The sequence below is a fragment of the Flavobacterium amniphilum genome, assembly GCF_023634845.1.
Taxonomy (GTDB): domain Bacteria; phylum Bacteroidota; class Bacteroidia; order Flavobacteriales; family Flavobacteriaceae; genus Flavobacterium; species Flavobacterium amniphilum.
Genome location: NZ_JAMLJL010000002.1, coordinates 116,597 through 129,824, shown reverse-complemented (window position 1 = coordinate 129,824; position 13,228 = coordinate 116,597). Strand labels below are relative to the sequence as shown.

The 13,228-nt window shown below is 36.0% G+C and carries 14 protein-coding genes; 5 read left to right on the top strand and 9 right to left on the bottom strand.

Going from position 1 to position 13,228, the window contains the following annotated elements:
* Genes leuC through leuB form a run of 3 tightly spaced genes read left to right on the top strand, consistent with a single transcriptional unit; the run spans position 1 to position 3,126 of the window.
* Positions 1-1,386: a 3-isopropylmalate dehydratase large subunit gene (leuC, locus tag NAT51_RS02425; protein ID WP_250594749.1), complete on the top strand. Its 1,386-nt coding sequence runs from the start codon at positions 1-3 to the stop codon at positions 1,384-1,386.
* Complete coding sequence (gene leuD / locus NAT51_RS02420; protein WP_250594747.1) at positions 1,387-1,992, top strand: 3-isopropylmalate dehydratase small subunit; 606 nt, start codon at positions 1,387-1,389, stop codon at positions 1,990-1,992.
* A 12-nt stretch (positions 1,993-2,004) separates the two neighbouring features.
* Complete coding sequence (leuB, locus tag NAT51_RS02415) at positions 2,005-3,126, top strand: 3-isopropylmalate dehydrogenase (RefSeq protein ID WP_250594745.1); 1,122 nt, start codon at positions 2,005-2,007, stop codon at positions 3,124-3,126.
* Positions 3,127-3,192: 66 nt separating this feature from the next.
* Here the strand turns inward: leuB and NAT51_RS02410 are convergent, their stop codons facing one another.
* Positions 3,193-4,557 (bottom strand): TlpA family protein disulfide reductase, encoded by a 1,365-nt coding sequence (locus tag NAT51_RS02410; RefSeq protein ID WP_250594743.1) that lies wholly within the window; start codon positions 4,555-4,557, stop codon positions 3,193-3,195.
* A 125-nt stretch (positions 4,558-4,682) separates the two neighbouring features.
* Between NAT51_RS02410 and hutH the strand changes: the two genes are divergently transcribed.
* Both hutH and NAT51_RS02400 read left to right on the top strand, forming a co-directional pair.
* Entirely contained in the window at positions 4,683-6,185 is a 1,503-nt protein-coding gene (gene hutH, locus NAT51_RS02405; protein WP_250594741.1) for a histidine ammonia-lyase, read from the top strand.
* Between the two features lie 2 nt (positions 6,186-6,187).
* Positions 6,188-6,670, top strand: a complete 483-nt coding sequence (locus NAT51_RS02400; protein WP_250594739.1) for a GyrI-like domain-containing protein — start codon at positions 6,188-6,190, stop codon at positions 6,668-6,670.
* On the opposite strand, the gene NAT51_RS02395 is transcribed toward NAT51_RS02400, so the two are convergent.
* From NAT51_RS02395 to NAT51_RS02360, 8 genes are read right to left on the bottom strand one after another with little or no spacing between them, the layout of a single operon-like run.
* A complete protein-coding gene (locus tag NAT51_RS02395) occupies positions 6,659-7,021 on the bottom strand; it encodes a DUF1304 domain-containing protein (RefSeq protein WP_250594737.1) in 363 nt (120 codons plus the stop codon). The two genes, NAT51_RS02400 and NAT51_RS02395, sit on opposite strands and share 12 nt — an antisense overlap.
* A gap of 2 nt (positions 7,022-7,023) precedes the next feature.
* On the bottom strand, positions 7,024-7,452 hold the full coding sequence (locus NAT51_RS02390; protein ID WP_250594735.1) for an SRPBCC family protein: 429 nt from the start codon (positions 7,450-7,452) through the stop codon (positions 7,024-7,026).
* A 1-nt stretch (position 7,453) separates the two neighbouring features.
* On the bottom strand, positions 7,454-7,633 hold the full coding sequence (locus tag NAT51_RS02385) for a DUF1272 domain-containing protein (RefSeq protein WP_250594733.1): 180 nt from the start codon (positions 7,631-7,633) through the stop codon (positions 7,454-7,456).
* Between the two features lie 10 nt (positions 7,634-7,643).
* Positions 7,644-8,222: a TMEM175 family protein gene (locus tag NAT51_RS02380; RefSeq protein WP_250594731.1), complete on the bottom strand. Its 579-nt coding sequence runs from the start codon at positions 8,220-8,222 to the stop codon at positions 7,644-7,646.
* Between the two features lie 3 nt (positions 8,223-8,225).
* Complete coding sequence (locus NAT51_RS02375) at positions 8,226-8,684, bottom strand: SRPBCC family protein (protein ID WP_250594729.1); 459 nt, start codon at positions 8,682-8,684, stop codon at positions 8,226-8,228.
* 5 nt (positions 8,685-8,689) lie between these two features.
* Complete coding sequence (locus NAT51_RS02370; protein WP_250594727.1) at positions 8,690-9,193, bottom strand: DUF421 domain-containing protein; 504 nt, start codon at positions 9,191-9,193, stop codon at positions 8,690-8,692.
* A complete protein-coding gene (gene rimK, locus NAT51_RS02365; RefSeq protein WP_250594725.1) occupies positions 9,190-10,563 on the bottom strand; it encodes a 30S ribosomal protein S6--L-glutamate ligase in 1,374 nt (457 codons plus the stop codon). The genes NAT51_RS02370 and rimK overlap by 4 nt, the downstream gene beginning before the upstream one ends.
* A gap of 58 nt (positions 10,564-10,621) precedes the next feature.
* Positions 10,622-13,168 (bottom strand): ATP-dependent Clp protease ATP-binding subunit, encoded by a 2,547-nt coding sequence (locus tag NAT51_RS02360; RefSeq protein ID WP_250594723.1) that lies wholly within the window; start codon positions 13,166-13,168, stop codon positions 10,622-10,624.
* Between the last annotated feature and the right edge of the window lie 60 nt (positions 13,169-13,228).

Sequence of the window (13,228 nt, the reverse complement as noted above, 5' to 3'; positions counted from 1 at the left end):
ATGAAAAAGAGAACATTATTTGATAAAGTATGGGACAGTCATGTGGTGGCAACTGTGCCCAATGGCCCTGAGATATTATATATTGACAAACATTTGATTCATGAAGTGACAAGTCCGCAAGCTTTTGCTGAATTGGAAGAACGTTCCATTCCGATTTTCAGACCAGAACAAATTGTTGCTACTACCGATCATAACGTAGCTACATTAGACCAGCATTTGCCCATCACTGATCCATTAGCCCGAAATCAAATTGAGCAATTAACCAATAATTGTATAAAAAACAACATCACTTTGTATGGTTTGGGGCATGAATACCAGGGTATTGTCCATGTAATGGCTCCTGAACTTGGAATTACCCTACCGGGAATGACAATGGTTTGTGGAGACAGCCATACATCTACGCATGGTGCTTTTGGAACTATCGCATTTGGTATTGGAACGAGTCAGGTTGCGCAAGTGTTTGCAAGTCAGTGTTTATTGTTGAATAAGCCTAAAAGTTTGCGTGTAAACGTCAACGGAAAATTGGCGAAAGGTGTTTTGCCTAAAGATGTTATCCTCTACATCATTTCAAAAATTGGAACCAATTCAGGTACGGGTTATTTCTGTGAATATGCCGGAAATGTTTTCAGGGAAATGAGTATGGAAGGCCGAATGACCGTCTGCAACATGAGTATCGAAATGGGAGCAAGAGGAGGGATGATTGCACCGGATGAAACAACATTTAATTATATAACAGATAGAAAGTTTGCACCAAAAGGCGATGAATTAACACAAAAGATTACTTATTGGAAAACGTTACCAACAGATGAAGGTGCTGTTTTTGATAAAGAATACCATTTTGATGCATCTGATATTTCTCCTATGATTACCTATGGTACAAATCCGGGAATGGGAATAAAAATCAATGAAAACATCCCCGTTTTAGAAGGAGAATCTTTTGAAAAATCATTGGCTTACATGGGATTTGAAAAAGGTGAATCATTAATTAACAAACCCATTAATTATGTTTTTATCGGAAGTTGTACGAATTCACGAATCGAAGATTTCAGGGTTGCAGCTAATTATATTAAAGGAAAGAAAAAAGCAGAAAATGTTACTGCCTTAATTGTCCCGGGTTCGCAGCAGGTTGCCAAACAGATAAGTAGTGAAGGGCTTACAGCTGTTTTTGAAGCGGCCGGATTTGAAATTCGCCAACCGGGATGTTCTGCTTGTTTAGCCATGAACAATGATAAAATACCTGCAGGAGAATATTGTGTAGCAACTTCCAACCGGAATTTTGAAGGGAGACAGGGACAAGGTTCCAGAACTTTATTGGCAAGCCCTTTAATTGCAGCTGCGACAGCCATAGAAGGAAAAATAATAGACATTATCCAACAAATGAATTAAATGGAAAAATTTGTAAATTTAAAATCGACTGCTATTCCGCTACGCACGGAAAATATTGATACAGACCAAATTATTCCGGCCCGTTTCCTGAAAGTAACTGATAAAGCCGGTTTTGGAAATAATTTATTCAGGGACTGGCGCTATGATGCCGATAACAATGCAATTCCACATTTTGTGTTAAACAGTAAAATTTTTGGAGGGAGTATTTTGATAGCCGGAGATAATTTTGGATGCGGAAGTAGTAGGGAACATGCGGCTTGGGCGCTAACAGATTATGGCTTTAAAGTAATTGTTTCGAGCTATTTCGCTGATATTTTCAAAGGAAATGCACTCAATAACGGATTGTTACCGGTTCAGGTTTCAGCTGGTTTTTTAAAAAGTCTACTTGATATAATTGAAGCTATACCGAAAACGAATTTGATTGTTGATTTAGAACAACAGACAATCAGTGTGGAAAATTTAGATTTATCAGAGACGTTTGAGATTGATGCTTACAAAAAAATATGTCTGATAAACGATTTTGACGATATAGATTTTTTAATCAGTAATAAAGCTAAGATTGAAGAATTTGAAAATAAAAGGATTGCTGAATCCACTCATTTCTAAATAACGATAAACATGAGATTAAAAATTGCATTATTGCCGGGAGACGGAATTGGCCCTGAAGTAAGTCAACAATCCGTGAAAGTTTTAAATACAATAGCAGAAATTTTTGGGCATCATTTTGAAATTGAAGAAGCTCTTGTAGGTGCCATTGCCATTGATGAAACCGGAAGCCCATTGCCTGAAAAAACACTTAATCTATGTAAAAAATCAGATGCGGTACTTTTTGGCTCCATCGGAGATCCAAAATATGATAATAACCCAAATGCCAAAGTACGTCCTGAGCAAGGATTGTTACGGTTAAGAAAAGAATTGGGATTATTTGCCAATATAAGACCGGTAAAAGCATACCCAACTTTATTGGATCAATCACCTTTAAAAAGAAATATTATTGAAGGAACTGATATGCTTATTTACCGGGAATTAACAGGTGGGATTTATTTTGGTGAAAAAAAAATAAATGAAGATGCTACTGTTGCTTCTGATTTATGTGAATATTCCCAATTTGAAATTGAAAGAATTGCGCATTTGGCATTCAAAGCGGCACAAACCAGAAGTAATAAAGTGACACTTGTTGATAAGGCTAATGTACTTGAATCTTCCAGATTGTGGCGAAGAGTGGTGACTAATTTAGCCAATGAATATCCTGGAGTTATAGTAGATTTTCTTTTTGTGGATAATGCTGCCATGCAAATGATTTTGAATCCAAAACAGTTTGATGTTATTCTGACTGAAAATATGTTTGGAGATATTATTTCTGATGAAGGAAGTGTTATTGGAGGATCAATAGGTTTGCTGGCCTCTGCATCGGTTGGTTATGAAAACGCTTTATTTGAACCTATTCATGGATCTTATCCGCAGGCAAAGGGAAAGAATATTGCTAATCCTGTGGCTTCTATCTTGAGTACTGCAATGTTACTGGATCATTTTGATTTAACCGAAGAAGCTTCTGCGGTTAGGAGAGCCGTAGAAAAAGCAATCGAATTGGGCATAGTTACATCTGATTTAAATAAAGATTCTTATTTTGGAACCGATTATGTAGGTGATTATATTGCAAATGCTATTTTGAATAAAGGAGATTCCGATAATTATATCAATTATGAAAATGTACATTTGGGAAAATCGGTTTTCATGTAGTTTTCGAATTCTGAGAGATCATAAAAACCAATAAAAAAAGAGCTTCAAAGTGAAGCTCTTTTTTTATTATTTGATTCCCAATTCCTTGAATTTTGTTATCAGTTTCGGATCGGAAGGGCGTGGAGCATCGGCTGATACAATATTTCCGTTTGGATCAACTAAAATAAAACGAGGAATACCTTCGATGGCATACTCTTTTACAAATTGAGAATTCCAATCATTATCAGCAAATAATTGAATTCCGCCTAATGATTTTTCTTCTACCATTTTGCGCCATTTGTCATAATCCTTTTTCTGATCTATTGATAAACTGACAAATTCGATATTTTTTCCTTTGTATTCTTCTTCTACTTTTTGAAGTGAAGGAATTTCACGGCGACAAGGCCCGCACCAGGTTGCCCATACGTCAATGTAAACGTACTTACCTTTCAAACTCTCTAATGAAGTTTTTCCACCTTTGAAGTTTTCATAATCGAAAACTGGAGATGTTTTTCCGGGAGTAAGGGTTTTGATTTGGTTGAATTTGGCGGTCAGACTTTCTTTGAATTTGGCATCAGAAGATAATACAATCAATTCATTGTAAAGTTTTTCTGCGTCAGGATTGCCGGCACTTACTTCATATGCGATTGTCTGGATAAGCGATGCTCTGATTGCTGGACTTTTTATTTTTTTTAATTCCGGTAATGAATATTGAGAAGTATATTCAGCTTCTTTACCGGCTAATTCAGCAATTTTATAACTAAAACTATTGAATACCAGTTGTTTGTATGAGTTTGAAAACAAATACTCATTGTTGTTGTCCAAATCAAAAGCAGGATCCAATTTTGGGAATGTAGCTGAAGGGGTAAATCCTTCTTTTTTAGCATAATGGGCGTGATACTGCGGGTATATCAAATATTGTAGCAATTCAAAGTAATCAATGTTTTTCTTTTCATTTGCTTTAAAGGAACTATCTGTAAATTTTGTAGAACTGTAAATGGTTAAAATGTTGTTTTTTACTTCTTTAACTTTATTTATATAAGCTGTCTCTTCAAGTGAATAAAATTCAGTCTGATTGCCTAGACTTTTATTAACGGATTCGTTTTTTTGTTGCCAAAATGTATTCTCGACTGCACCGGCACCTGAAAATTTAAGTGTTTTTACAAAGTCTTTATCATCTGCATTAATCACTAGTTTTGAGCCTTTTCCCAAATACAGAGGAATACGGGCATTTTTAGTCATTAAAGTATAACTTCCGTTGTAATCTATTTCAAAAGATTCGGTAAATGAACCATCAGCCTTTAAGGTAATTGCTTTTTCAAATGATTCGCCTTTAATTGTCAGTTTATTGTCAACCGAATTTGTTATTTTTCCCGAAAGTGATATCTTTTCCTTGGAAAATGCATTGAAGGATATGAGTAATGCAAACAATGCATAAATTGTATTTTTCATAGTTATGTTGTTTATTGAATCAAATATAGGAATTAAGAGAATTATAAATCTTAATTAATTCCTAATATTTATTTTGATTTCACTGCTTTTTTACTGAATTTTGGAGTCCAATTTAACTAACTAAGATGGATACAGTACATTATATCAGTTCTGATGTGTTTTCATTAGAATTGCTTCATGAAATCGTTTCACAAAATTTCACACTACAATTATCGGAAGAAGCCCGCGTAAACATTGAAAAATGCCGTGCATATCTTGACAAAAAAATGGAATCACAAACCGATCCTATTTATGGGATCAATACCGGTTTTGGTTCTTTATACAATATTAAAATTTCAAACGAAAACCTGACAAAGCTTCAGGAAAACTTAATGAAATCTCACGCCTGTGGTACGGGAGACGAAGTACCTCATGAAGTGGTTAAAATCATGTTGTTATTAAAAATCAAATCCTTGAGTTATGGAAATTCAGGCGTTCAATTACAAACAGTTGAGCGATTGATTGATTTTTATAATAATGATGTTTTACCTGTTGTTTACACCCAAGGATCGTTGGGAGCTTCGGGAGATTTAGCTCCATTGGCACATTTATGTCTTCCTTTGATTGGAGAAGGTGAGGTTTATGTTGACGGATTCCGTCAGCCGGCTTCAAAAGTTTTGGCCAAGATGGGCTGGGAACCAATTGCTTTGAAATCTAAAGAAGGTCTGGCTTTATTGAATGGGACCCAGTTTATGAGTGCCTACGGATGTTATACTTTGCTAAAGGCTATCAAGTATTCCTATTTAGCCGATGTTATCGGAGCAATTTCATTAGAAGGTTTTGACGGAAGAATCGAGCCATTCAATGAATTAATCCACATGGTACGTCCGCATAAAGGTCAAATTGTGACAGCACAGCGTTTCCAGGATTTACTGGACGGAAGCCAGATTATCAAGCAACCTAAGAAACATGTTCAGGATCCATATTCATTCCGTTGTATTCCACAAGTGCATGGAGCATCGAAAGATACCATCGATTATGTTAAAAAGGTTTTCAAAACGGAAATAAATTCAGTTACGGATAATCCCAATATCTTTTATGAAGATGATTTAATTATTTCGGGAGGAAATTTCCATGGACAGCCTTTGGCTTTAGCACTTGATTTCCTTGGATTGGCATTAGCAGAATTAGGAAGTATTTCAGAAAGAAGAACCTATCAGTTGATTTCTGGTTTGAGAGAATTGCCTGCATTCCTGGTTAGTGATCCGGGATTGAATTCAGGATTCATGATTCCACAGTATACGGCAGCAAGTATCGTAAGTCAGAATAAACAATTGGCCACTCCGGCAAGTATCGACAGTATTGTGTCGAGTAATGGACAGGAGGATCATGTATCGATGGGAGCAAATGCTGCTACCAAATGCTTGAAAATCATGGAAAATCTGGAGCGTATCTTAGCAATTGAATTAATGAATGCTTCACAGGCAATTGAATTCAGAAGACCTTTGCAATCAAGTGAATTCATTGAAATGTTCCTGAAATCATACCGTGAAGAAGTTCCGTTAGTGAATGAAGACCGAATTTTACATTATGATATTGAAAAATCAATTGAATTCCTGAACAGTTTTCAAATCGATGAATTAGAATAAAAATGAATTTCGAAATTGTTTCTGTTGCACCGAAAAAACTGGTTGGTAAATCATTATCAATGTCTTTTGTAGTGAATAAAACAGGACAATTATGGGCAGGTTTCATGCCGCTGGTAAAAAAAGTTCAGAATAGAATAGGAGGAGAGCGCATTTCATTACAGATTTATTCTGATGATTTTATGCAAGATCCTACATTGCAATTTACAAAATGGGCTTTAGTTGAAGTAGTCAACTTTGATGCAATCCCAAATGAATTGGAACAATACAATTTAACAGGAGGCTTGTATGCTGTTTTTCCGTATAAGGGAAATGTCATAGAGGCTCCTGTTTTTTTTGAAAAAATTTTTAGTGAGTGTATTCCGGCGTCAAATTATAAGCTGGATAATTCACGTCCTCACTTTGAAATTATACCTGAAGGGAAATATGATCCTATGAATCCTGATTCGGAAGAGGATATTTATATTCCGGTAAAATTAAAGGAATAAAACGGCTAAAATTCCTAAAGCTGCTGGGATTGTTTGTACGTATAAAATTCTTCTGGAAGCAGTTATAGCTCCGTAAATGCCTGCAACGGCAACACATCCAAGAAAAAACAGAGCTACATTTTTACTCCATTCTTCATTCTGGATAAAAAACGACCAGATTAGCCCTGCTGCCAAAAACCCGTTATATAAACCTTGGTTTGCAGCCAAAACTTTAGTAGGTTCAAATAAATGCTCCGGAATTGTCCTGAATACTTTTTTTGCACGGGTTGTCCAGGCAAACATTTCAAGCCAAACGATGTAAATGTGGATGAATATTACAAATCCGATTAAAATTATTGCGATAATGTTCATAGTTAGTTTCTTTCGTTAAATGGTGTTATGATTCCTTCTTCTAAATATTGTTTCATTTGGCGTAAAAGATTGGCCCAGCAAAAACTGGCTACTCTATATTCTTTACTGACAGAATCCCAATTCTTATGGTAAAATTCAACAGTGGTAATTCCTCTTTGTTCTTCTTTTAAAATAAATCCAAAGCTGGTAGGCAGCCAATCGGCCATTGCTTTAACCATTGTGAATTCGATTTGCTCATTGTGTTTCAGGACGCTGACTTCGGCAAACCAATTGTATTCTTCCGTGAAAAAGAGATTGAATACAGATCCTATTTCCTGTTTACCGCTGGAGCGCTGTGTCCACCAGTTGTCGAGTCCATACGGAGTGGAAACTGTTTCAAAAACCCTTTCAGGACTAGAATTTATGGTAAAGTCGTGGTAAATTGTAGGCATATTAGTCTGTTTTTGGTTTGCGTTTGGGTCTGATTACCAATTCGCCTGAACAATTCGGGCAAATTGCATTCAATTCATGAAAACAATCTGGGCAATAGGTACACTCATAACTACAGATATAAGCTTCGGATTGATTGTTTAATGTTGTGTTGCATTTTTCGCATTGGGTTCTCATTTCCATAATTCTGAGTTTATTCGTTATCAATAATTTTTTCAATCCTTTTATCTGGAATCAGCCACATCAGTGCCACTAAAATATAAATAATACCGGAAAAAACTTCATGATAATAGGTAGATAATATTGCTACTAAATACAAAACTGGAGAAATTTTACCTTTAAAGTCTTTACCGACAGCTTTTGATAATAAAGAATTTTCACCTTGTGTTTTGATAATCTGATTTTGAAGAATGTTGTACGCTACACCACACATTAAAAGCACAAATCCATATGAAAACATTGGGAATGGAGCAAAGTTATGTTCTCCAATCCAGGCTGTAGCAAAAGGAATAAGTGAAAGCCAGAATAATAAATGAAGATTGGCCCACAAAATACCTCCTGTCACTTTTTTTACGGTATGCATCATATGATGGTGATTGTTCCAATAAATACCAACGTAAATAAAACTCAGTACATAACTGATAAATATCGGGAATAGTTTCAGAAGCGCATTGAAATTAGTACCTTCAGGTGTTTTTAATTCCAAAACCATGATAGTGATAATTATGGCTAGCACGCCGTCACTGAAAGCTTCGAGTCTGTTTTTGTTCATGTTTTATGGATTTGGAAATCGGTCTCCGACTAAATTTAATTGGATGTTATGCTCTAAATACGCTTTTAAACCGGCTAAAACCAAAGTAAATCCTTCGGTAGAATCCCTGACTTGTGATAGAACTTTATCAGAGTCACCTTTAAAGCCTTCATTTTTTACACTTACAAATGTGCTATCTGTGTCAATTTCTTTGAATGTCCAGGTAACAGAAGACAATTCATCATAGTTTCCCCATTCAACTTTGATAGTTTTGTTAATTGAAATTTCCTTGACAAAGACGGTTACTGTATGATTATACATTTTCCAAGTCCAATCGACCTTTTCACCTTCAACTAGTTTTCCTGAACCTTTTGTGAACCAAAATTTACTAGTGATTTCAGGATTGATAAAAGCTTCGAAAACCAAGCCAACAGGTTTTCTGATTAACATTTCGGCCAGAGCGTAATGGTTTTCTTCATTCATTTTCTTTAATTTAGAGATTTATGAATTCTTCTTTTATGTTTTGTATGCTTTAAATTTTCTTTACCTGAAATAATACTGATGTTTCCATCGGTTTCAAACATAGCCAATTTGACTTCGTCATATTTTAATACACCGTGTTCGCGCATGGCTTCTTCCAGTTCGTCAGATGTAATTCCTAATTTAGCAAGAGTGTCATATTCGGTTTTTCCGTCATGTATCAATATTTCCGGTTTGTCCAATATGAGATTTTTGACAAAAGTGGATTTAAGAATGGTTTTTTTGAAAAGAAAATTGATTATAAACAATACAAAAGCGGCCGTAATTCCACCCAGTAAGGAAGTATTAGGGCCGACCATAGCGTTTTGAACCGAATTACTGATTAATAAGATCAGGATAATATCGGAAGAATTAAGTTGTGATAATTCCTTTTTTCCGAAGATACGTAAAGCGATTACCATGAATAAATACACGGCAATACTTCGCAATACAATATCTAAGTAAGGGTTCATATCTTGATTTTTAAGCTTTTTTCGATTGCCTTAATCATTTCACCGGCAATATCTTTATGTGTTGCGCCTTCAATGCCTTCTAATCCGGGAGAGGAGTTTACTTCAAGCAACAATGGACCTTTTGAGGAACGGATAATGTCAACACCGGCAACTTTTAAGTCCATTGCCTTAGCTGCTTTAATCGCAATTTTTTTCTCTTCGGCCGTAACTTTTATGACTGAAGCTGTACCTCCCATATGGATATTCGCCCTGAATTCACCCGGAGCAGCTTCACGTTGCATAGCGGCAACCACTTTACCGTCAACAACAAAAAGACGTAAATCCTTTCCGTTTGCTTCCTTGATGAATTCCTGAACTAAAATATTAGCATTTAAGCTTTTAAAAGCATTGATTACCGATTCGGCAGCTTTTTTGGTTTCTGCTAACACCACACCTTTTCCTTGGGTTCCTTCCAAAAGTTTTATGATTAAAGGAGAGCCGCCTACCATATTAATTAAATCATTGGTATCCAAAGGTGAATTTGCAAATCCTGTAGTCGGTATGTCAACACCGTTTCTAAGCAATAATTGCAATGAAAATAACTTATCTCTTGATTGTGTAATAGCCGCAGCCGAATTTAAAGTAAATACTTTCATGGCTTCAAATTGGCGTGTTAAAGCACATCCGTAAAAGGTCATGCTGGGACGGATTCTTGGAATTACTGCGTCAAAATTATCCAAAACCCTTCCACCTCGATAGTGTATTTCGGGGGTGGTTGCATCTAGTTTTATGTAACATTCCTTTATGTTTAGGAATTCCATTTGATGGCCTCTTATTTCACCTGCCTCAATGATTCTTTTATTACTATATAACTCTGGATTACTGGCTAATAATGCAATTCTTAAACCATTTTTCGTTTCTTTTATTACATTGTAATAGTTTTTAATTTCATCAAATGTTGGCTGACCCAATAAATACTTTTCTTCCGGATCGACCAATAATTTTCCAATCATGGCCTCTCTTCCTAAAAGCATCCGGAATCCCATGGAATCCCTGTTGGCTAATGTCATTTCGATTTGCCAGTTTTCTTCCCCGATTTTTAATTCTGTTTGAATGACAAAACGCTGTTCGCGGTAACCACTTGAGCTTTTTACCACTCGTTTGTCTATAAGTTTTGCTTCGCAGTGTTTGACTAATTTGGAATTATTCTGAAGCGGATTAATGTCAAATTTAACCCAATCTTCACCATTTCTTGTAAATGGCGCAATATTAGTAGCATGTAAGGATGATGTTTTTGCTCCTGAATCTACTCTTGCTTTAATGTAAGGAATACCTAAATCAGGAAAGGAACACCACTCTTCACTACCAATAATTACTTTGCTTTGAGACATAGATATAGTTTTATTCAAAAAACTAAGGTAAGTACATTATTTCAAAAAAAAAAGCCTACTAATTAGTAGGCTTCTGTGCTTTTTTGATTTTGACCTTAAGCTCTTGGGCATCAGTATCCAAATCCATTTCGATAATATCACCTTCATGGATTTTTGAAGTAATTATTTCTTCTGCCAATGCGTCTTCAACATATTTTTGAATAGCTCGTTTTAAAGGTCTTGCGCCAAATTGCTTGTCAAATCCTTTATCAGCAATGAAAGCTTTGGCTTCGTCAGATAATCGTAGGTCGTACCCCAGATCTTTAACGCGTCCGTATAGTTTTTTCAATTCGATTTCGATGATTAAATCGATATCTTCTTTTTCCAATGTGTTGAATACAATAACATCATCAATTCTGTTCAGGAATTCAGGAGCAAATGCTTTTTTAAGCGCATTTTCAATGATGCTTTTTGAATTGTCGTCAGCTTGCGCCACTTTGGCAGCAGTTCCGAAACCAACTCCCTGACCGAAATCTTTTAATTGACGTGCCCCAACATTGGATGTCATAATGATAATCGTGTTTCTGAAGTCAATTTTACGACCTAAGCTGTCAGTTAAATAACCGTCATCCAATACCTGAAGCATCATGTTGAATACATCCGGATGCGCTTTTTCAATTTCATCCAATAAAACTACACAATAAGGCTTGCGTCTAACTTTTTCGGTTAATTGTCCGCCTTCTTCATAGCCAACGTATCCCGGAGGCGCACCAACTAATCTGGAAATGGCAAATTTTTCCATGTATTCACTCATGTCAATACGTACTAAAGCATCTTCAGAATCAAACAATTCTTTAGCCAGTACTTTTGCTAATTGTGTTTTACCAACACCGGTTTGACCTAAGAAAATAAATGAACCGATTGGTTTGTTTGGATCTTTTAAACCAGCTCTGTTTCTTTGGATGGCACGGGCAATTTTCTGTACAGCATCTTTTTGTCCAATAACTTTATTTTCAATAAGTTCAGGTAATTTTGCTAACTTATTACTTTCGGTTTGAGCAATACGGTTAACTGGTATTCCGGTCATCATTGAAACTACATCGGCAACGTTATCTTCTGTTACCTGAATGCGGTTATTTTTTGAATCTTCTTCCCATTGTTCTTGTGCGATTGCCAGTTCTTTTTCCAGACGTTTTTCATCATCACGGAGTTTAGCAGCCTCTTCATATTTTTGTCTTTTAACAACAGAATTTTTAAGTTCGCGAACTTCTTCCAATTGGCGTTCCAAATCCAGAATTTGTTTCGGAACATCAATATTGGTGATATGGACGCGGGATCCTGCTTCATCCAAAGCATCAATTGCCTTGTCTGGTAAGAATCTTTCAGACATGTATCTTTCTGTTAATTTCACACAGGCTTCAATTGCTTCAGAAGTGTAAACTACATTATGATGGTCTTCATATTTGCCTTTTACATTATTCAAAATTGTGATTGTTTCTTCAATTGATGTTGGTTCAACAATTACTTTTTGGAAACGACGTTCTAAAGCTCCGTCTTTTTCTATATACTGACGGTATTCATCTAATGTAGTGGCACCGATACATTGAATCTCTCCACGTGCTAATGCGGGTTTAAACATATTTGACGCATCCAAAGAACCTGTAGCGCCACCGGCACCCACGATTGTGTGGATTTCATCAATGAATAGAATGATATCGTCATTTTTTTCCAACTCATTCATTACGGCTTTCATTCTTTCTTCAAATTGTCCGCGGTATTTTGTACCGGCAACAAGAGAAGCCAGGTCTAAAGTAACAACTCTTTTATTGTAAAGAATTCTGGAAACTTTCTTTTGAATGATGCGTAAGGCCAGTCCTTCTGCAATAGCAGATTTACCCACGCCCGGTTCGCCAATCAATAATGGGTTGTTTTTCTTTCTGCGGCTTAAAATCTGGGAAACACGCTCGATTTCTTTTTCACGCCCCACAACCGGATCTAGTTTTCCTTCTTCAGCCATTTCTGTTAAATCGCGTCCAAAATTATCCAGAACCGGGGTTTTTGATTTCTTATTGGATTTATTGGCAGGATTGTTGAAGTTTCCTTCTCTTAAGCTGTCATCTTGTCCTGAATCGTCCCCATATGAAGATTCATTTTTAGGGAAATTGTCTTGAAAATCTTCTTCGTTTGGCATCATAGTTAAATATTGTTCTTTTGCTGTATCATAATCGATTTTCAGCTTGTTTAATAATTTAGTAGTAGGATCATTCTCGTTGCGTAAAATACACAATAGTAAATGTCCGGTACTGATTGTACTGCTCTGGAAAACTTTTGCTTCCAGAAAAGTAGTTTTGAGTGCTCTTTCGGCCTGCCGGGTTAGGTGCAGGTTTTTTTTGTCGTTGCTTGAGGCAGGGTTTGGATTGGGAGGGCTTAAAATTTCAACTTTTCGTCGTAAATGCTCTAAATCGACTGACAAATTATTAAGAATATTTATGGCAGTTCCGCTTCCGTCTCTTAAAATGCCAAGCATCAGATGTTCGGTTCCAATAAAATCATGGCCTAAACGTAAGGCCTCTTCTTTACTGTAAGTGATTACATCTCTGACTCTTGGTGAAAAATTATCATCCATGACTTAAAAAGGATTTGAATGTAAATTTAATGATTTATGAAAGGAAAAGCAAAAATCATT

Excerpts from the sequence above, each read along its gene's own strand:
- leuC (WP_250594749.1), top strand. The coding sequence starts at position 1 with ATGAAAAAGAGAACATTATTTGATAAAGTATGGGACAGTCATGTGGTG.
- leuD (WP_250594747.1), top strand. The coding sequence starts at position 1,387 with ATGGAAAAATTTGTAAATTTAAAATCGACTGCTATTCCGCTACGCACG.
- leuB (WP_250594745.1), top strand. The coding sequence starts at position 2,005 with ATGAGATTAAAAATTGCATTATTGCCGGGAGACGGAATTGGCCCTGAA.
- NAT51_RS02410 (WP_250594743.1), bottom strand. The coding sequence starts at position 4,557 with ATGAAAAATACAATTTATGCATTGTTTGCATTACTCATATCCTTCAAT.
- hutH (WP_250594741.1), top strand. The coding sequence starts at position 4,683 with ATGGATACAGTACATTATATCAGTTCTGATGTGTTTTCATTAGAATTG.
- NAT51_RS02400 (WP_250594739.1), top strand. The coding sequence starts at position 6,188 with ATGAATTTCGAAATTGTTTCTGTTGCACCGAAAAAACTGGTTGGTAAA.
- NAT51_RS02395 (WP_250594737.1), bottom strand. The coding sequence starts at position 7,021 with ATGAACATTATCGCAATAATTTTAATCGGATTTGTAATATTCATCCAC.
- NAT51_RS02390 (WP_250594735.1), bottom strand. The coding sequence starts at position 7,452 with ATGCCTACAATTTACCACGACTTTACCATAAATTCTAGTCCTGAAAGG.
- NAT51_RS02385 (WP_250594733.1), bottom strand. The coding sequence starts at position 7,633 with ATGGAAATGAGAACCCAATGCGAAAAATGCAACACAACATTAAACAAT.
- NAT51_RS02380 (WP_250594731.1), bottom strand. The coding sequence starts at position 8,222 with ATGAACAAAAACAGACTCGAAGCTTTCAGTGACGGCGTGCTAGCCATA.
- NAT51_RS02375 (WP_250594729.1), bottom strand. The coding sequence starts at position 8,684 with ATGAATGAAGAAAACCATTACGCTCTGGCCGAAATGTTAATCAGAAAA.
- NAT51_RS02370 (WP_250594727.1), bottom strand. The coding sequence starts at position 9,193 with ATGAACCCTTACTTAGATATTGTATTGCGAAGTATTGCCGTGTATTTA.
- rimK (WP_250594725.1), bottom strand. The coding sequence starts at position 10,563 with ATGTCTCAAAGCAAAGTAATTATTGGTAGTGAAGAGTGGTGTTCCTTT.
- NAT51_RS02360 (WP_250594723.1), bottom strand. The coding sequence starts at position 13,168 with ATGGATGATAATTTTTCACCAAGAGTCAGAGATGTAATCACTTACAGT.